Origin of the sequence: Acinetobacter sp. AG3, from assembly GCF_022343575.1 — a bacterium.
GTDB lineage: Bacteria > Pseudomonadota > Gammaproteobacteria > Pseudomonadales > Moraxellaceae > Acinetobacter > Acinetobacter guillouiae.
Genome location: NZ_JAKQZD010000001.1, coordinates 3,584,237 through 3,602,127 on the forward strand (window position 1 = coordinate 3,584,237; position 17,891 = coordinate 3,602,127).

Genomic DNA, 17,891 nt, shown 5'->3' on the forward strand with positions numbered 1-17,891 from the left:
TTATGCTTTGTTATTTGTTGATCACTATGACCACAAATATTCTTTTAAATGTATAAGTTTAATTATTTTCTATAGCAACTATTGTTCTATCTATAGTACTGATCATTCTAAAAAAAAGCATCCATTTAGTAAAAAAGTGTCTATAATAAATGCACATCGCTTCAGGGCGGGGTGTAATTCCCCACCGGTGGTAAATTGGACGGATTTTCAATCCTGAGCCAACAGCCCACGAGCTTATCACGCTTAATCGTGATTCGCAGATTTGGTGAAATGCCAAAGCCGACGGTATAGTCCGGATGAAAGAAGACGACGTCACAGCTTAAAAATTTCAATATTCGCTATTGGAAAAGGTTTTGTAACGCCACTATTTCAAATGTCCTGAAATGTTCAACCGTATTTTAACTTTACGAGAGCGTTTCAATGTCTAGTTTAATTCAACCCGAAATTTTCTTTTCTGCACTATCCCCTGCAGACCAACGTATCGAACAAGCAATCGAAGATATGCGCCAAGGCAAACCTGTTTTGGTCATGGACGATTTTGATCGTGAAAATGAAGCAGATTTAATTGTTGCAGCAGAAACCCTCAATGTTGAAACCATGGCACGTATGATTCGTGATGGTTCAGGTATTGTCTGCTTAACCATTACCGATGATCTAGCAGATCACCTTGAACTCCCACCGATGGTTCAGGACAATTCAAGTCAATTTAAAACGGCTTTTACCATTACCATCGAAGCAGCACAAGGTGTAACAACAGGCGTTTCTGCAAAAGACCGTACCACCACTATTCATGCTGCAATTAAAACAGGTGCTGTCGCAAGTGATCTGAATCGCCCTGGTCATGTTTTTCCATTGCGTGGTCGTAATGGTGGTGTATTAACCCGTCGTGGACATACAGAAGGTTCTATTGATTTGGCACGTTTAGCTGGTTTAAAACCCGCTGGTGTGTTATGTGAAGTGACCAATCCTGATGGAACAATGGCTTCAGGCATTCAAGTTTTAGCATATGCACAAACGCATCATTTAACGCTGATTACCATTGAAGAATTGGTTCAGTATCGTTTAAAACACAATGTCTAAGAAAATATTTTAAGTCATTAATATTTAGACAGAGTTAAAAAGCCAGTTCAAATCTATGGACTGGCTTTTTAATCTTGATTAGGTATTTTTGGTTAAAGTGCGATGAAATGACAGCGTCAGTTTTTGTTTTAATTTTTTATAAGTGACACTGATTAAAATTAAATAGCCAAAAGTATCAAGCTGATGAATAATAAATCATTGAAGAAATAAGTTTAAACATCTTCCAAATGTAAAATACTTTGACGAATACCATCTGCACGTAACCATGCAAAATCATAACTTGCATTGGCCAAGGCCAATACACGACGTTCAAACTCATCCCAAAGCGGTTTTACCTGCTTCGCTTGAATTCCCAAACCACTCTCTTCTGCGAGATGTTTATTTTTTTCACAAATTTTTAATGCATGATACAACTTGCGCCCTTTAGAAGCAGAATCCATCACTCGTATACGTTTACCCAAAATAAAACCTTCAATATGTCTTAAATCTGCAAAAGGTAGCATCGGAATTAAAATTTGATCGAGCTGTGCATCCAGCCTCTTCCAAACAGCTAAACGTTGCGCTGAATCATATGTATTCCATTGAATCACTTCATGATTAAAACGACGGCAACCACGACAAACAGAATCACCAAATACCGTTGAACAACGACCAGCGCATGGCGTTAAGGTGGGTATCCGACGTTCGTTACTCAAAATTTACTCCTTACATCAACGATGTGACACACTTTTTCGGCACGAAATAATCATTTCGCAATACTATATATGGTATATAAAATATTTTAAAGCACTATATTTAGTATAAAAACCCATATTTTTTTCAGGGAATAAAAAAACACTACAAAGACTAGGGTTTTCTCGCATATTCATGTAAATCACGCTAAAATATGCGCCTTAAATTTTATTCTATCTTAAATATTTGGAGTACTCCATGAACGCTACTGTAGAACAGCTTGCACCTGTAGAACAGCAAGCGACCTCTGGTTGGGTTGTTGCAGCACTTTATCAATTCAAAGAAGTTCAAGATCCTGCTGATCTTCAACAACGTCTTTTAGACTTGGTAAAAACCATCAACCTTTGCGGTACTCTCATTATTGCAGGTGAAGGAATTAACGGAACTGTTGCTGGCGATCGTCAAGCGATTGATGTCATTCATCAATTCTTATTGAATGAAGGCTTTAATAGCATGGAATATAAAGAATCACATAGTGATGAAAAGCCATTCCGTAAAATGAAGATTAAGCTAAAGAACGAAATCGTAACTTTAGGTGTAGAGGTGAAACCTCGTGATCTTGTTGGACATTATCTTGATCCAAAACAATGGAACGAACTGATTGCGCGTGATGACGTGATTTTGATTGATACACGTAATGATTATGAATATAAAGCGGGTACCTTCAAAGGCGCGATTGATCCTAAAACAGAAACCTTTCGTGAATTTCCAGAATACGTAAAAAAAGAACTTGAACAGCATAAAGATAAGAAAATTGCGATGTTCTGTACAGGCGGTATTCGTTGTGAAAAATCAACCTCATTACTGCTTCAAGAAGGTTTTAACGAGGTGTATCACCTTAAAGGCGGTATTTTAAAATACCTTGAAGAAACCCCTGCTGATGAAAGTATGTGGGAAGGTGAATGTTTCGTATTTGATGGCCGTACTGCGGTGACGCATGGTATGGAAGAAGGCGAAAATATTAAATGTCATGCATGTGGTTGGCCACTTGTTCCTGAAGAAGCCGATTTACCAAGTTATGAACATGGTGTTTCTTGCAAATATTGTATTGATAAAACATCTGAGAAACAAAAAGAAGGTTTCCGTATGCGTCAATCACAAATTACTGCTGCAAAACGCAAACGTCTTTAATCTCAATCAATTTTAAAATGCTTCACTCAACCGCAGCTTATTGGCTGCGGTTTTTATTTAGATATTTTAACAACACAACAAATTCTCACTATATTTTGATAAATGAAAACCATACCATGTTTATAACGCCCTATTTTTATATATAAAATGACTGATTGGATTATTTCGATCATGGAGCAACTTGGTTACTTCGGTATTGCTCTTTTGATGTTTTTAGACAATGTCTTTCCGCCGATTCCCTCAGAAGTGATTATGCCATCAGCTGGGTTTGCTGCATCTAAAGGTCAATTATTATTATCAGGTGTGATTATCGCAGGAAGCATCGGTTCACTGGTTGCAGCAGCATTGTTGTATTGGGTGGGTCGAAAAATCCCAAATCAAAGCATTTTTAATTGGGTTGACCGCTACGGTAAATACCTTTTTATCAAATCAGAAGATGTCAAAAAAGCTTTAGATTGGTTTGAAAAATATGGACATCGCGTGGTTTTCTTTGGACGAATGGTTCCCGCAGTTCGTTCTTTGATTAGTATCCCTGCAGGCATGAGTCATATGCCCTTTTGGAAATTTATGCTGTATAGCAGCGTAGGGACAATTATCTGGACCACTTTTCTTGCATGTGTCGGTTATTATTTTGGAAACAATATAGAACTCATGCAACAAATTTTTAGTCGCGTGGGCTATGTGATCATTACCATTGTCTTAATTTTAGTTGCTTATTTTTTCTATAAAAAATCAAAAGCACGCTAAAAATTATTATGCTCCCAGCATTCAGTTAAAACACACTATTTGTGTACATTGAGATTTGTGTGCATTGAGTCAAGCAGACAAATTTGTGTTTGCTTGGCCAAGCTCTATGTTCTTAACATTAGCTGTCTGACAAATAATCAGCGAACTCTAAAAATAACTACAAAGACATTAGAGCGTTCATAAATCAAAATGATCATGCGAAATGAAGCTTGATAGTTCCTTCTCGCTGAGGAAAAGCTAGGATGAGAGGCACCATCTGTTGATTTATGGGTTTTAACAGGATTTATAAAAGAAGCCTATTGTTTATATTTTCTTATACTCCCCGTTTCACCAATGCCGACCAATTGAAACACGATCACCATACTATAAATAACATCACTGTATAGAAATCACCCAATATTAATCAATACACCACAGCGATCGTAAAAAATCACCACACATTCGATGTGAGCAAAACTTCCGAGCGATTGAGAAATTTGAGTGAATTCAACGGCAAGCACTATACATTCCAAAAAATCATGCATTTCATCAAAATATTATCGCTTTAACCTAATACAAATATATGAAAAATATAAAAATAATTAAAACTGTGTAAAAAAGGATACATGAGTGAATGAAATGATTGCTGTGATCTTAATCACCTGCTTGGCAGTAATAAGTCCTGGCGCTGATTTTGCTATCGTGACACGAAACAGTTATTTATATGGTCGAAATATTGGAATAAGCACTGCTTTAGGTATTGCTTGCGGTGTTTGGATACATGTGGGTTATAGCCTACTTGGCCTGGGTTTTTTAAAAAATCATATGCCCTATCTTTTACAAACAATTCAATATATTGGCGCTGCTTATTTAATTTATCTTGGCTATAAAACATTCACGCAGGCAAAAATAAAACTGGATGAAATTGGTGTTGGTATCAGTAGCTGGCAAGCGTTTAAACATGGTTTTTTAACCAATAGCCTAAATCCCAAAACAACTTTATTTGTAATCAGTTTATTTGCTCAGCTGATGACTTCTACAGGAAATTCGACCATTCAGCTTTTTGCTTATGGTGCGTTTATTTCGTTGAGTCATTTTGTTTGGTTTGGCTTGATTGCCTTATTTTGTGCACATCCCAGCATACGAAATAAAATTTTAGATCGCCAAGTGGTGATCAATCGTGTGATTGGCCTTTTACTGTTTATTTTAGGTTGTAGCCTATTATTTGCACGGTTTTAACTATTGGCGTAAATCACCAACAAAAAAAAGCATGCCACTTTTCAGTGAGCATGCTTTTTTTATACGCGCAAATTAATTTGGTGTGTGGTACATCAAATAAATTTCATTTAGATTTTCAGGAATTTCTTCAGCAATCTCGTCCATTAACTGGCCGTTGCGGCGGAAAGATTCCATTTGAGGATCTTCATCATCAATACCACTGAACACCATCATTGGTAGTGTGAGATCAACAACTTGATCTTCATATTCTGGTGCAAACCAAGCTTCTTCATTCAGGAACATTGCATCAACAAAGCCAACACTCCAGTCGCCTAAGCTTGATTCAACATCAGCTTCTTCAATTTCAAAAGGAAATGTAATTCCTTCTTCATTGGCTAAGTTTTGACGAATCGCTTCAAGCCATGCTTTGATTTGTACAATGATTTCTGCTGGAACTTTCTTTTGATTATTATCAAATAGCTCATCAAGCCATTTATCAAAAGTAGGACCAACCGCAATTGCGCACAAGAAACCATGAGTCGCTGCGAAATCTAGACCAAATTCATTTTGGTCACCATCTAGATAATCACTCAGTAGGTCTAAATCTAAAGCACTCATTTTGTTTCCAGTAAATTTGTATCAGATTTAAGCATAGCATTTTCCCACGCCATGCCCAATGAATTTTTAATCTTCGTCATCAAAATCATCGTCATCATCAATGTCATAATCAAAATCTTTTAAATCTTTTTCTAAACGACGTTGAGCAAGTAAATCATCGATCAAACGTCGCTTTTCTAAAGATTCTTTGGCGCTAATTTTGCTTGATGACTCATCGAAACTAACATCATCATCACCGTAGTTATCATCTAGTTCAAAATCTGTAGAAGACACTAAAACTACCTCATAATGAAAAAAAGTGAATGGGTCTAGGCGCTATTTATCTGTCTTCAGAAAACTTGTCAAGTTTTTTCCGTTTTTTTTACATTTAAATGCGAATTTGGGCTTTTTTCGGGCCCTATTTTATGTAATGATATAATCCACCCTGCGTCTTACTATTTTATGACATTTTCTGAATAGAAATCGCACGGGATGATCTTGAAAATAACAATTTCACCCCCACCTATTTGATTGAATTTAAATTCTGAATATTTTATCGGACAGTTTTATGCTGATTTCTTCCGATGGAATATGCGAGCTATTCAAAGATATATTTTAACAGATTGTGCGATTACGCACGGTTTTTCATTGCCACAGATTCAACGAGAAGAGAGTAAAGATGAGCGAAATGCATTCCCCTACTTCCCAAGTAGCGGCTCTTATTAGCCGAGGCAAAGAACAAGGTTACTTAACCTACGCTGAGGTTAACGATCATCTCCCAGACTCGATCACCGAAAGCGAACAGATTGAAGACATTATCCAAATGCTTCAAGACGTTGGTATTCCAGTTCATGAACGTGCACCTGAAACTGACGATGCAATGTTCGAAGGGAATAGCGAAGCTGGCGATGAAGTTGCAGAAGAAGAAGCTGCTGCAGTACTTGCCTCTGTAGAAAATGAGCCAGGTCGTACCACTGACCCAGTACGTATGTATATGCGTGAAATGGGTACCGTTGAACTTTTAACACGTGAAGGCGAAATTAGTATTGCCAAACGTATTGAAGAAGGTATTCGTGACGTTCTACATTCAATTGCATACTGGCCAAATGCTGTAGAAGTTGTTTTACAAGAATATAAAGATTATGAAACTGGCGAACGTCGCCTTGCCGATATTTTATCAGGTTATTTAGATCCTGAATCTGACGAAGTGATTCCAGAAGTTTTAGAAGACGAAGCTGAAGTTATCGTTGAAGAAGAAGATACTTCTGCAAAGCCGACTAAAGAAGTGAAGTTGGATGATGAAGACGAAGAAGAAGAGTCTGAAAGTGATGACGATTCTGAAGGCGAATCTGGTCCAGATCCTGAAATTGCGAAAGCGCGTTTTGAAGAGCTAGAAGCAGTTTGGAACAGTGCAAAAGTTGCAATTGCGCAACATGGCCGTAACAGTACTCAAGGTACTGAGGCAATGGAAGCACTGGCTACTGTGTTTATGATGTTTAAATTTACACCGCGTTTATTTGACATCATTTCAGAAATAATTCGTGGTACGCACGAACAAATTCGTACCTCTGAACGTGAAGTGATGCGTTATGCAGTTCGTCGTGGTCGTATGGATCGTACACAGTTCCGTACATCATTCCCAGGTCAAGAATCAAATCCTGCTTGGTTAGATGAACAAATTGCAAAAGCACCTGCTGAACTAAAAGGCTATTTAGAAAAAGTTCGTCCAGATGTATTGGCATTCCAACAAAAGATTGCTGATATTGAAAAAGACCTTGATCTAAATGTAAAAGAAATTAAAGACATTTCTAAACGTATGGCGATTGGTGAAGCCAAAGCTCGCCGTGCCAAGAAAGAAATGGTTGAAGCCAACTTACGTTTGGTAATTTCAATTGCGAAAAAATACACAAACCGTGGTTTACAATTCTTGGATTTAATTCAAGAAGGTAACATTGGTTTGATGAAAGCGGTAGACAAGTTTGAATACCGTCGTGGTTATAAGTTCTCGACCTATGCAACATGGTGGATTCGTCAGGCGATTACTCGTTCAATCGCGGACCAAGCACGTACAATTCGTATCCCTGTACATATGATCGAAACGATTAACAAGATCAACCGTGTCTCTCGCCAATTACTTCAAGAAATGGGTCGTGAACCGACTCCTGAAGAATTAGGTGAACGTCTAGAAATGGACGAAGTTAAAGTTCGTAAGGTGCTTAAGATTGCTAAAGAGCCAATTTCTATGGAAACGCCAATTGGTGATGATGAAGATTCTCATCTTGGTGATTTCATTGAAGACAGCAACATCACTTCACCAGTAGATGCTGCGACTTCAGAAGGCTTAAAAGAAGCAACACGTGAAGTACTTGAAAACTTAACTGAACGTGAAGCAAAAGTCTTAAAAATGCGTTTTGGTATCGACATGCCGACTGACCATACTTTGGAAGAAGTAGGTAAACAGTTTGATGTAACCCGTGAACGTATTCGTCAGATTGAAGCCAAAGCTTTACGTAAACTTCGTCATCCTTCGCGTTCAGAACACTTACGTTCGTTCCTTGAAAATGACTAAGTTGAATTTGTTCAATCTATGAATACTTTCGGGACTTGAAAATCAATCGAGTAACCCCATTAAGTATTTAAGAGAAACACAATGCCTGCACTTATGCAGGCATTGTTGATAAATTAGAGGTGAAAAAATGTTAGACCGCACTCCATCTCGCGAATTACAAGAAGATCTTTGGGTTTTTCCAATGGATTACCCAATTAAATTGATTGGTAATGCGGGTGAAGAATTACGTGGTGCTGTAGTTGAAATTTTGGTAAAACATTTCCCTGAATTTAATGAAGCGACACTTGTTGTACAACCATCACGTACTGGTAAATATCATTCGATTACGGCTCAATTACGTTTTGAAGAGCTTGAGCAAGTGCATGCCTTGTATGCTGACCTTGCTGCTTGCGAACATATTCGTACTGCCTTGTAATGCTGAAATGAATTAAAAAACACGCCACAATGGCGTGTTTTTTTTGCACCCTGATTTTATCGGGGAATATGCCCTGCTGGCTTATTTGCAAATGATCAGCAATTGCTTTCACTTTTCCAAACTAAATTTCTTTATAATTAAAGCGATTTCTATATTTTAAGGGCACTTGTCTGTGAACGATGCTGTTCTAAAACCACATCTGATTATTCGTCAATATCAAGACTTAACGCCTTATGCCGAGCGTTTTCAGGAAATGAAATCTTTTACTGAACAACGTGATGAAAATTCTCCAGATCAGCTTTGGATCTTGCAACATCCTGACGTACTGACTCAGGGGCAAGCAGGCAAACCTGAACATATTTTAACGCACAGTGATATCCCTGTTGTTCAATCAGATCGTGGTGGACAAGTTACCTGGCATGGTCCTGGTCAAATGGTGATTTATTTCATGTTTGATTTAAATCGCTTGAAATGGAATGTGCGTACATTGGTCACTTATGCAGAGAACTTAATGATAAATCTGCTCAAGAAATATGATGTCGATGCCTATGCCAAAGCTGATGCACCAGGTGTTTATGTCAACGAACGTAAAATTGGTTCACTGGGCTTTAAAATCCGCAGAGGACGTAGTTATCACGGGTTAGCATTAAATATTGATTGTAACTTAGATGGCTTCCATACCATTAACCCATGTGGTTATGCAGGTTTAGAAATGGTCCGTGTCTGCGATTTGATTAAAAATTATCCTGATTACAAGCAACTATCAAAAGATGTGATTGAGTATTTTCAACAGAGTGGGTACTTTAGTGATATTGAAGTCATCGACAAAAAATCAAATGACCATGAAGTCATTCACAAATAAATTGCTTTATTTTTATCTGAAAACAAATTAGAGTAATTACTCTAAAACAAAAGTACAATTTTATATAAGGGACTAACGAGTGATTTCAAGTAAATCTATCAAACCCGCTTTAGAACAAGCCTATGTCAAACTCATGATGGATGTGATTGGCAGAGGTTTGGTCATGGCGAGTCAAGTTGATGATGAAATTAAACATGAAGTATCTGTACTCCCTGTTGGTTTTACATTATCAATGAAAGTTTTTCCAAACGGCGCTTCATTTATTGCCAGAGTCAATCAAAACAAGCAGCTTGAACTGGTTAAATCTTTAGATGTTAAGCCTGATCTATCGATTATTTTCAAACATGTTCATCATGCTTTTTTAGTCTTTTCATTTCAGGAAAGTACAGCTCAAGCTTTTGCAAATGACCGTATGATCGCAGATGGAGATGTGGCACATGCCATCCGTTTAGTGCGTTGTCTGAATAAAATGGAAGCATTAATTTTACCTAAACTGGTTGCTGAACTCGCGGTAAAAGAATATCCATCAGAATTAAGTTTAAAAGAAAAATTAGCGGGCGCTGCAAATATCTATCTTAAAGTTGCCCAATCATATTTAAAAGGGAGTGCTTAACACATGGCTAAACCATATTACGAATTTTTCTGTCCTGTAAAAGTGATTGCTGGTCATGCTGCACTCGAACATATTCCTTTCGAACTTGCATCATTAGGCGCTAAACGCCCAATGATCATCACCGATAAAGGTGTACGTGCCAATCACCTTTTAGCACCTATTGAAGCTGCATTTGAATCTACTGATATTGAAATTGGCATTATTTTTGATGATGTTCCACCTGATTCAAGCCTTGAAACAGTTCGTGCCGCAGCACAAGCGTATCGTGAAAATAACTGTGATGCGATTATTGCTGTGGGTGGCGGTTCGGTTATTGATACCTCTAAAACAGCCAATATTTTAGTCTCTGAGGGTGGCGATGATTTACTTAAGTATTCAGGTGCACACAACCTCCCTCGCCCACTTAAACCTTTTTTTGTGATTCCTACCACGTCAGGTACAGGCTCAGAAGTAACCTTGGCTGCGGTCGTATCAGACAATCAAAAAAATGTGAAAATGGCATTTGCCTCGAATTACCTAATGCCACATGCGGCGATTCTCGATCCGCGTATGACCCAAACATTGCCGCCACATCTAACAGCAATGACAGCGATGGATGCCATGACACATGCTGTAGAAGCCTATACCTGTATCGCAGCCAATCCAATTTCAGATGCGTATGCAACAGCTGCCATCAAAAAGATCAGTACAAGCTTATTTGATGTACTGGATCACCCTAGTGATGCAACAGGTCGCTTAGAACTTGCTCAAGCCTCAACAATGGCAGGCATTGCATTTTCTAACTCGATGGTTGGTATTGTGCATTCTCTTGGTCATGCTTTAGGTGCAGTTGCGCATTTGCCTCATGGCTTATGTATGAATCTCTTTCTTCCTTATGTTTTGGAATACAACAAGGAAGTGAATGGTGACAAGATTGCCGATCTATTATTGCCACTTGCTGGTGCTGATATTTACGCACAGACCCCTGCAAACCAGCGTGCGGATAAGGCCATAGAGACGTTAAACACTATGCGTGATCGTGTCTATCATTTGACTAAGCTTCCACGTACCTTGAGTGAAACAGGTAAAGTTACTCAAGCACAGCTGGATGAAGTTGCCGAAAAAGCACTCAATGACGGCTCAATTATTTTCAATCCGAAAGAAGCAACCTTTAAAGATTTAAAGTCAATCTTAGAAAAAGCTTGGTAATTGTCTAAAATTGCGACAATATAGAGGGAACTATTGGCACTAAGTCTATGTTTGCAGTGATGTCATCCACAGATGAAATGTTGACAGCCCTCGATAGTAAATAGCCTGATGTTTATCTAAACATCGGGCTTTTATCTTGCAGAATGGGCAGTCACTTATTTTTTGATCAAGATGGCACGTTTTCTGCTAAAAAAGCCAACAAAGTTACTGACAAATGTGACCTTTTAGAGTAGATTGGCGCACTTTTGTTTTATTCTTAGGGGGGATCGTTCGTCTCAAACGATCCTTATAAATATGACTGATCCTTGATCAACGATTAAGAGGATAACGCCGTTGACAGATATCTCTGGGACTCAATCCACAGCAAAACTGAAAAAAAATCTTGTGCTGTGGCATATTATCATTATTGGTCTAGCGTATATTCAGCCACTTACCTTATTTGATACCTTTGGTTTAGTGTCAGACGGAAGCCATGGACATGTTCCAACTTCTTATATTTTTGCGCTTGTTGCCATCCTTCTGACCTCTATCAGTTATGGTCATATGATCAAGCGCTACCCTTCGTCAGGGTCTGCTTATACCTATGCGCAAAAATCGATTCACCCAAATGTCGGCTTTATGGTTGGCTGGTCTTCTTGGTTAGATTATTTATTATCTCCACTCGTCAACATTATTTTGGCTGATATTTACTTAAGAGCCTTATTCCCAGATGTGAATAACTGGATCTGGGTCATTGCACTGACGGCAATTATGACTGTGATCAACTTGTTTGGTTCACGTTTTGTTGCTCGATTTAACAGCACCATTGTTGTGGTGCAACTTGCGATCATCTTCTATTTTGTTTATGAAGTTTACTTACTGTTAACTCAGGGCATTTACGCAGATGGCACCTTAAACCCAGATAAAGCTGAATTATGGTCACTTGCTCCATTCTGGAGTGAAATGACGGCAATTGGTGCATTAATCGGTGGTGCAACGATTCTTTGTTTCTCTTTCACAGGTTTTGATGCGTTATCATCCCTTGCAGAAGAAACCAAAGATGCTGAAAAAACCTTGCCAAAAGCAATTTTCTCTACAGCGTTGATCGCGGGTATTATCTTTATTTTTAGTACCTATTTTATTCAGCTATTTTTCCCAAGTAATGCCAATCTTTACTTTAATCCGCTGGATGAATCTCAACCTGTGATGCTTGAAGCACTTGGCAATGCAACCATTCTAACGGCAATTACAGGCATCGCATTTAAAAAGTTAGTATTGTATTTTGCGGTCATTGCTGTACTGGCTTCTGGTATTTCTGCACACGCTGGGGTATCCCGTTTGATGTATGTAATGGGTCGTGATGGCGTCATTAACAAAAAGATTTTTGGTCATATTAGTCCAAAATTACATACCCCAACTTATAATATTTTGATTGTCGGTGTTGTTGCGTTATCTGCGGGTTTTCTTGACCTTGAACATATTGTCAACTTAATTAGCTTTGGTGCTTTAACTGCATTTAGTTTTGTGAATTTCTCTGTGATTTCACGTTACGCCTTACGTGACGGCAGAACAAAATCACTGAAAGAAATCATCAATTATGTGGTGATTCCGTCTCTTGGTTTTGCCAGCGTATTCTTGATGTGGTTAGAAATTGATGAAATGGCATTAAAACTCGGGCTTGCATGGGCTGTATTAGGTGTTGCCTATTTAGCCTATAAAACTCGTGGTTTCCGCTACCCTGCACCACAACACAATGAACATGAATAATTGATTATTGTGGGTGTAATCAAATAAGAAAGGCGCTTTATGCGCCTTTCTTATTTTAATCATATCAACTGCAATTATGCTGCAATAAATTTTTCCGTAATCGCTTTGATTCGTTTTGCATATTGTTTTGCAGTCTCTAAATCACCGCTTGGAATCTCATCTGTACTGGCATCAGCAGGTGATTGAACCAATAAACCTACAGAACCGCCTAAGCTGTTCACATCCTGACGTGTAGCGCTTTTAGTGTTTGATGGTGCCAAACCAAGACTGACCCAAATACCACCATGTTGTGAAGCCAAGGTATGTAAAGAAATTAACGTGACTTGCTTATCGCCATTTAAACTTGCGCTGTTGGTAAAACCACCGAAAACCTTGTCTGCCCATGCACGAGTAAACCAACGCTTAGAAGATGCATCTGCAAATTTTTTAAATTGCCAAGGCACACCGCCCATATAAGTTGGTGCACCAAATACGATTGCATCTGCGGCATCTAAAGTGTCCCAATCCTGATCTTGAATATTGCCCTCTTGATCCACTTCGATGAGCGTTGCCTGAATTTCATTGGCAAAAGTTTCTGCAATGACTTTGGTATGACCATAACCTGAATGATAAACAACAGCGATTTTTGACATGATAAGTCCTCTGATTGAGATGATAGGTATATTAATGTTTGATATAACTTGGAGGGGTTGCAGTTAGACCTTGTTTGAGTTGTTGGGTAGATTCCCCAACCAACACTTCAAAGGCATTTTGTTGAATTCCATCAAATACGTGTTGCGCCACTGTATGTGGAGAAATTTTGGCAATATCGAGTGATTGAGTTAAATCTGTGTCGATAAAACCAACATGTACCCCCATCACATGAACATTGGCTTTTGCTAACCATTGTCGAGTTGAATTGGTAAATGACCATGCTGCTGCTTTAGAAATCGCATAACTGGCTAACATCGTGCTGGGTTCCCAAGACACATCCGATAAAATATTAACGATATAACTTTCAGCATGGCTTGCTAAAATTGGAGAGAATTGCTGAGTCGTATTGATCACACCATAAAGATTGGTGTCTAAAACCGTCCGTGTCACTGCTGCAATATTTGCGTCTACAGGGTTTTCATTTAAGCGTGCAATACCTGCATTGTTGATTAATAGATTGACATCACCACATTCTGCAACAGCTTTCTTAATAGATACGGGATCTGTGACATCTACAACAATCGGAATAATACCCTGTTGATTAAAACCTTGAAGATTACGCATTCCTGCATAAACTTTCTTGGCACCACATTGTATCGCTTGCTGGGCAAGTGCTAAACCTAGACCACGATTTGCACCCGTAATAAAAACGACCGCATCTGTTATTTTCATTAAAACCACGCTCATAAATATAAAAGGGTCGATCAACGCTATCAATCAGCAGAAGTTGTATTGACCTGATTAATTTATGATATACTTTTGAAATCTAGTATCAATTAGTTACTACGTGGTAACTGGTCATTTCTTGGTTATAATTTTCCAAATTGAGGTATAGATTGATGACTAATGCATTCAATTTTAATATTTTTCATCCAAACTGCCCGGCACGATCTTTTTTTGAAAAATTTGCAGATAAGTGGATTTTGATGATTATTTATCGACTTCATCAGCACTCTCAACACTTCAATGAACTGAAAAAAAACTTAACAGGCATCTCACCTAAAGTGCTTTCTCAGAAATTAAAAATTCTGGAAAGAGATGGATTTATCACCCGTACAATTCATGAAAACAATGTGATTCGTGTTGAATATGCATTAACCTCTCTAGGCTTTGAGTTTGCTCAAACTGCTTTATCATTTAAGCTCTGGGCTGAAGGCAATGTGCAACATGTCATTCGTGCTCAAAAACAATTTGACGCCATTCAAGCAAAAAATGAGCCAGCACTGTTGCAGGAAGCCTAAACCTCAACACTTTAAATATGACTTATACTCAGCTCGCTATGTTGTAAGCATGATATCAGCTCAGCATCATTTGAATAAAACACAGCAAAGGGGAAAAAATAATGAAAATTCCACTGCTCTTTATCCTAGCAATCCTCAGCCATAGTGCTTTTGCGTCCTATGAAAATTCTTGTGATTTAGAGGTTAAACTTTTAGAAAACGCGTCTACACGTACGCTATATATCAATAAAGATGGCTTAGGTGAAGTTGAGGAAACAACGCTCAACATAAAAGGTATTGTAAAAAAAGCGCAAGCTGCTGGCCGAGCAGATAGTGGTTGTCAACACTATATCGGCAAAGTCTTAGAAGAAAATTTAAGCGATTTCCCGAATCGCTCTGAATTTAAAAAAGGACAAAAAATTAAACTGAATATCTTAATCACAGATTATAAAGGTATACCGAAATCTGAAACGGCGACCTATTTAGGACCCGATAAATAATTAGTCAGCTCTGCTATGAAATCAGTCCAATACACACTGTGATCCTTGTACAAAGACACTTTGATACAATTTAAGCAGCAAAGAGTCATTACTTTTGCATAAATCATCAATTCCAATGCTATAAGTCATCGTGCACTCAGCTAAAAATTTCACCTGATGCAATACACTTAACATCTTATAAATAAAACATGTTAAACGGGAAAAAATAATGAAAATACTATTCCTCTTTATCCTAACCCTATGCAGCCATCGTGCGTTTGCTTCTTATGAAAACTCTTGTGATTTGGTGGTGAAGCTTTTAGAGAATACCTCTACAAATACATTTCTTGTTGACAGATTTGGTGATGGCCGATTTAAAAGTGAAACGTACCTTATTTCTTTTAAAGGCCTTGTAAAAAAAGCACAGGTTTCTGGTCGAGCAGATACGGGTTGTCAACACTATTTAGAAACAGTTATAGAGAATAGCTTCTTCTTAAACACTCGATATACAGCAAAGAAAGGGCAAAAAATTAAGATAAATATTCGGATTACTGATTTTAAAGGCAAATCCCAATCGGATGAGATCGCTTATACAACCATAACCACATTGCTCCTTCCAAAAAGGAAATTCTAAATTAATAAGAGTAAAAACCCATCTATGCGATGGGTTATGATTTTTATTTTAATTCTTTAAATCCTTGCTGACGCCATGCTTCATATAGAATTACTGCGGTGGCATTCGATAAATTCAGACTACGTGAATTCGGTGCCATAGGTAAACGAATCCAATGCGCCTGAGGGAACATCATACGAACATCTTCCGGTAAACCACGTGTTTCTGGCCCCATCAATAAAGCCACAGGTCGGTTTAAATCTGAGGTATGTGGTGTTTCAGTGCCTTTGGTTGTTAAAGGATAAATCGCATCAAGATCAATCCCCTGCACCTTTAAATGTGCCAAACATTCAGCAAAATTTTCCCAAACTTTCATATGCGCCCATTCATGATAATCCAATCCTGCACGGCGCAACTTTTTATCATCCAGTTCAAAACCTAAAGGCTTGACTAAATGTAATTGTGCACCTGTATTGGCACATAAACGAATGATATTCCCTGTATTTGCAGGAATTTCAGGCTCGTATAAAACAACATGAATCACGGGAGATCTCTACTTATCAGAATACAACCTAAGTCCTTTAAAAAAGACCATGTCTGTTTTTTAAAGAAAAATTTAGGCAGATATTATTGCCACTGTAACTGTTCGCGTAAACTCACCACTTCACCAATAATGGTCAAAGTAGGCGCTTGAATATGGTTTTCTTCCACTTTTGATGCAATATCTGCCAAAGTTCCAACCACCACCTTTTGATCCGGGGTTGTCCCTTTGGAGATCAAAGCCACGGGCATATTTGGACGTTGACCATGTGATATTAGATTTTCACAAATTTTTTCTAGTCCCACCAAGCCCATATATAAAACCAATGTCTGATTTTCATAAACCAGCTCATTCCAAGGTAGCTCTGGTGAACCTTCTTTTAAATGTCCCGTCAAAAAACGGACGCTTTGTGCATAATCACGATGTGTAAGCGGAATCCCAGCATAAGCTGAGCACCCTGATGCGGCGGTAATGCCCGGAACAACTTGGAACGTAATATTGGCTGCAAAAAGCTCTTGAATTTCTTCACCACCGCGACCAAAAATAAATGGATCACCACCTTTTAGACGGCAGACACGTTTGCCTTCAGTGGCATATTTGACCAGTAATGCATTAATCCCATCTTGTGGCACAGAATGATTTGAACGTGCTTTACCCACATAGATTTTTTCAGCATCACGACGACACAATTCTAAAATCGCGGGGGACACTAAGCGATCATAAATCACCACATCCGCTTGCTGCATCAATCTAAGTGCTTTTAAGGTTAACAGCTCTGGATCACCTGGCCCTGCACCCACCAAATAAACTTCACCTTTTGGTTTTTGCCATTTTGTTAAAGCTTGTTCAATTAGACGATCCGCCTCTATGAGATTGTCATTAAACACCTGCTCTTTTAAAGGGCTGGCATATAAATCTTCCCAAAATATTCGACGTTCATCAGGATTAGTAATCTGTTCTTTAACTGCTTTACGCCATTTCCCAGAAAAATCAGCAAGTTTACCCATTCCATGTGGAATAGACGCTTCAAGCTGGGTACGAATTTGGCGAGATAAAACAGGAGAAGCACCATTGGTGGCAATTGAAACCACCATTGGTGAACGATCAATGATCGCCGGCACCATAAAGCGACAATGTGGAGGATCATCAACACTGTTGACCAACACATTTAAATCTTCACAAGCTTCAAAAACAGCTTGATTGACAGCTTTATCATTGGTTGCAGCAATCACCAAACGATAGCTACTTAGGCTAATTTGACGATCAAATTTATCTGCATGATATTGCCCATGGGTTGAATGGACAATATCTAAAAGATTTTGCTCTATATCAGGTGCAACCACATGAATCACTGCACCTGCTTTTGCAAGTAATACTGCTTTGCGGTAAGCAATATGCCCACCACCCACAATCAGACAAGGTTGCCCTTGTAGTTTTAATGAAATTGGGAAAATTTCCACAGTGTTCC

General features: G+C 38.4%; 20 protein-coding genes and 1 riboswitch. Of the genes, 13 read left to right on the forward strand and 7 right to left on the reverse strand.

The features are described from left to right. The first annotated feature begins 154 nt into the window (after positions 1 to 154). Positions 155 to 312: riboswitch (FMN riboswitch) on the forward strand. A gap of 108 nt (positions 313 to 420) precedes the next feature. Then, complete coding sequence (gene ribB / locus L3V46_RS16775) at positions 421 to 1,080, forward strand: 3,4-dihydroxy-2-butanone-4-phosphate synthase (protein WP_004819596.1); 660 nt, start codon at positions 421 to 423, stop codon at positions 1,078 to 1,080. Positions 1,081 to 1,292: 212 nt separating this feature from the next. Here the strand turns inward: ribB and L3V46_RS16780 are convergent, their stop codons facing one another. Next, positions 1,293 to 1,775 (reverse strand): DUF1289 domain-containing protein, encoded by a 483-nt coding sequence (locus L3V46_RS16780; protein ID WP_004722515.1) that lies wholly within the window; start codon positions 1,773 to 1,775, stop codon positions 1,293 to 1,295. A gap of 235 nt (positions 1,776 to 2,010) precedes the next feature. Here L3V46_RS16780 and L3V46_RS16785 point away from each other — a divergent pair, with 235 nt between their 5' ends. The 3 genes from L3V46_RS16785 (at position 2,011) to L3V46_RS16795 (ending at position 4,908) form a co-directional block, all read left to right on the forward strand. Next, positions 2,011 to 2,943, forward strand: a complete 933-nt coding sequence (locus tag L3V46_RS16785; RefSeq protein WP_034618212.1) for a rhodanese-related sulfurtransferase — start codon at positions 2,011 to 2,013, stop codon at positions 2,941 to 2,943. A 171-nt stretch (positions 2,944 to 3,114) separates the two neighbouring features. Beyond that, on the forward strand, positions 3,115 to 3,690 hold the full coding sequence (locus L3V46_RS16790) for a DedA family protein (RefSeq protein ID WP_034615618.1): 576 nt from the start codon (positions 3,115 to 3,117) through the stop codon (positions 3,688 to 3,690). Between the two features lie 609 nt (positions 3,691 to 4,299). Beyond that, on the forward strand, positions 4,300 to 4,908 hold the full coding sequence (locus L3V46_RS16795; RefSeq protein WP_239046314.1) for a LysE family transporter: 609 nt from the start codon (positions 4,300 to 4,302) through the stop codon (positions 4,906 to 4,908). Between the two features lie 72 nt (positions 4,909 to 4,980). On the opposite strand, the gene L3V46_RS16800 is transcribed toward L3V46_RS16795, so the two are convergent. After that, positions 4,981 to 5,505, reverse strand: coding sequence for a YecA family protein (locus tag L3V46_RS16800; RefSeq protein WP_004722523.1), 525 nt, complete (start codon positions 5,503 to 5,505; stop codon positions 4,981 to 4,983). Positions 5,506 to 5,571: 66 nt separating this feature from the next. Next, positions 5,572 to 5,778, reverse strand: coding sequence for a hypothetical protein (locus tag L3V46_RS16805; protein WP_004722524.1), 207 nt, complete (start codon positions 5,776 to 5,778; stop codon positions 5,572 to 5,574). A gap of 331 nt (positions 5,779 to 6,109) precedes the next feature. Between L3V46_RS16805 and rpoD the strand changes: the two genes are divergently transcribed. From rpoD to L3V46_RS16835, 6 genes are all read left to right on the forward strand, one after another. After that, the gene (gene rpoD / locus L3V46_RS16810; RefSeq protein ID WP_343212657.1) at positions 6,110 to 8,053 is read left to right on the forward strand and encodes an RNA polymerase sigma factor RpoD; all 1,944 of its coding nucleotides are present in this window, start codon (positions 6,110 to 6,112) and stop codon (positions 8,051 to 8,053) included. A gap of 127 nt (positions 8,054 to 8,180) precedes the next feature. Further along, positions 8,181 to 8,468 (forward strand): DUF493 domain-containing protein, encoded by a 288-nt coding sequence (locus L3V46_RS16815; RefSeq protein ID WP_004722529.1) that lies wholly within the window; start codon positions 8,181 to 8,183, stop codon positions 8,466 to 8,468. A 172-nt stretch (positions 8,469 to 8,640) separates the two neighbouring features. Next, entirely contained in the window at positions 8,641 to 9,330 is a 690-nt protein-coding gene (lipB, locus tag L3V46_RS16820; protein ID WP_239046316.1) for a lipoyl(octanoyl) transferase LipB, read from the forward strand. Positions 9,331 to 9,409: 79 nt separating this feature from the next. Next, the gene (locus L3V46_RS16825) at positions 9,410 to 9,943 is read left to right on the forward strand and encodes a hypothetical protein (RefSeq protein ID WP_004819586.1); all 534 of its coding nucleotides are present in this window, start codon (positions 9,410 to 9,412) and stop codon (positions 9,941 to 9,943) included. Between the two features lie 3 nt (positions 9,944 to 9,946). After that, positions 9,947 to 11,131 carry an iron-containing alcohol dehydrogenase gene (locus L3V46_RS16830; protein ID WP_004722536.1) on the forward strand — a complete coding sequence of 395 codons (1,185 nt, stop codon included), beginning with the start codon at positions 9,947 to 9,949 and terminating at the stop codon, positions 11,129 to 11,131. 333 nt (positions 11,132 to 11,464) lie between these two features. Then, positions 11,465 to 12,877 (forward strand): APC family permease, encoded by a 1,413-nt coding sequence (locus tag L3V46_RS16835; RefSeq protein WP_004722537.1) that lies wholly within the window; start codon positions 11,465 to 11,467, stop codon positions 12,875 to 12,877. 74 nt (positions 12,878 to 12,951) lie between these two features. On the opposite strand, the gene L3V46_RS16840 is transcribed toward L3V46_RS16835, so the two are convergent. Beyond that, the gene (locus L3V46_RS16840; RefSeq protein WP_034615631.1) at positions 12,952 to 13,509 is read right to left on the reverse strand and encodes a flavodoxin family protein; all 558 of its coding nucleotides are present in this window, start codon (positions 13,507 to 13,509) and stop codon (positions 12,952 to 12,954) included. A 31-nt stretch (positions 13,510 to 13,540) separates the two neighbouring features. Beyond that, positions 13,541 to 14,242: an SDR family NAD(P)-dependent oxidoreductase gene (locus L3V46_RS16845; RefSeq protein WP_239046317.1), complete on the reverse strand. Its 702-nt coding sequence runs from the start codon at positions 14,240 to 14,242 to the stop codon at positions 13,541 to 13,543. A gap of 167 nt (positions 14,243 to 14,409) precedes the next feature. Between L3V46_RS16845 and L3V46_RS16850 the strand changes: the two genes are divergently transcribed. From L3V46_RS16850 to L3V46_RS16860, 3 genes are all read left to right on the forward strand, one after another. Beyond that, positions 14,410 to 14,811 carry a helix-turn-helix domain-containing protein gene (locus L3V46_RS16850; RefSeq protein WP_239046318.1) on the forward strand — a complete coding sequence of 134 codons (402 nt, stop codon included), beginning with the start codon at positions 14,410 to 14,412 and terminating at the stop codon, positions 14,809 to 14,811. A 101-nt stretch (positions 14,812 to 14,912) separates the two neighbouring features. Further along, the gene (locus L3V46_RS16855; RefSeq protein ID WP_239046319.1) at positions 14,913 to 15,290 is read left to right on the forward strand and encodes a hypothetical protein; all 378 of its coding nucleotides are present in this window, start codon (positions 14,913 to 14,915) and stop codon (positions 15,288 to 15,290) included. Positions 15,291 to 15,498: 208 nt separating this feature from the next. Next, positions 15,499 to 15,903 (forward strand): hypothetical protein, encoded by a 405-nt coding sequence (locus L3V46_RS16860; RefSeq protein ID WP_239046320.1) that lies wholly within the window; start codon positions 15,499 to 15,501, stop codon positions 15,901 to 15,903. A 43-nt stretch (positions 15,904 to 15,946) separates the two neighbouring features. Here L3V46_RS16860 and L3V46_RS16865 read toward each other — a convergent pair whose 3' ends face one another. Together L3V46_RS16865 and cysG are read right to left on the reverse strand one after the other, a co-directional pair. Continuing rightward, on the reverse strand, positions 15,947 to 16,426 hold the full coding sequence (locus L3V46_RS16865; protein WP_239046321.1) for a tRNA (cytidine(34)-2'-O)-methyltransferase: 480 nt from the start codon (positions 16,424 to 16,426) through the stop codon (positions 15,947 to 15,949). A gap of 83 nt (positions 16,427 to 16,509) precedes the next feature. Beyond that, positions 16,510 to 17,883 carry a siroheme synthase CysG gene (cysG, locus tag L3V46_RS16870; RefSeq protein ID WP_239046322.1) on the reverse strand — a complete coding sequence of 458 codons (1,374 nt, stop codon included), beginning with the start codon at positions 17,881 to 17,883 and terminating at the stop codon, positions 16,510 to 16,512. Positions 17,884 to 17,891: the final 8 nt, after the last annotated feature.

Bases quoted from the DNA above. Each gene is read 5' to 3' on its own strand.
- L3V46_RS16800 (WP_004722523.1), bottom strand. From the start codon at position 5,505: ATGAGTGCTTTAGATTTAGACCTACTGAGTGATTATCTAGATGGTGAC.
- L3V46_RS16845 (WP_239046317.1), bottom strand. From the start codon at position 14,242: ATGAAAATAACAGATGCGGTCGTTTTTATTACGGGTGCAAATCGTGGT.
- L3V46_RS16850 (WP_239046318.1), top strand. From the start codon at position 14,410: ATGACTAATGCATTCAATTTTAATATTTTTCATCCAAACTGCCCGGCA.
- L3V46_RS16815 (WP_004722529.1), top strand. From the start codon at position 8,181: ATGTTAGACCGCACTCCATCTCGCGAATTACAAGAAGATCTTTGGGTT.
- ribB (WP_004819596.1), top strand. From the start codon at position 421: ATGTCTAGTTTAATTCAACCCGAAATTTTCTTTTCTGCACTATCCCCT.
- L3V46_RS16840 (WP_034615631.1), bottom strand. From the start codon at position 13,509: ATGTCAAAAATCGCTGTTGTTTATCATTCAGGTTATGGTCATACCAAA.
- L3V46_RS16790 (WP_034615618.1), top strand. From the start codon at position 3,115: ATGGAGCAACTTGGTTACTTCGGTATTGCTCTTTTGATGTTTTTAGAC.
- L3V46_RS16855 (WP_239046319.1), top strand. From the start codon at position 14,913: ATGAAAATTCCACTGCTCTTTATCCTAGCAATCCTCAGCCATAGTGCT.
- L3V46_RS16785 (WP_034618212.1), top strand. From the start codon at position 2,011: ATGAACGCTACTGTAGAACAGCTTGCACCTGTAGAACAGCAAGCGACC.
- L3V46_RS16860 (WP_239046320.1), top strand. From the start codon at position 15,499: ATGAAAATACTATTCCTCTTTATCCTAACCCTATGCAGCCATCGTGCG.
- L3V46_RS16830 (WP_004722536.1), top strand. From the start codon at position 9,947: ATGGCTAAACCATATTACGAATTTTTCTGTCCTGTAAAAGTGATTGCT.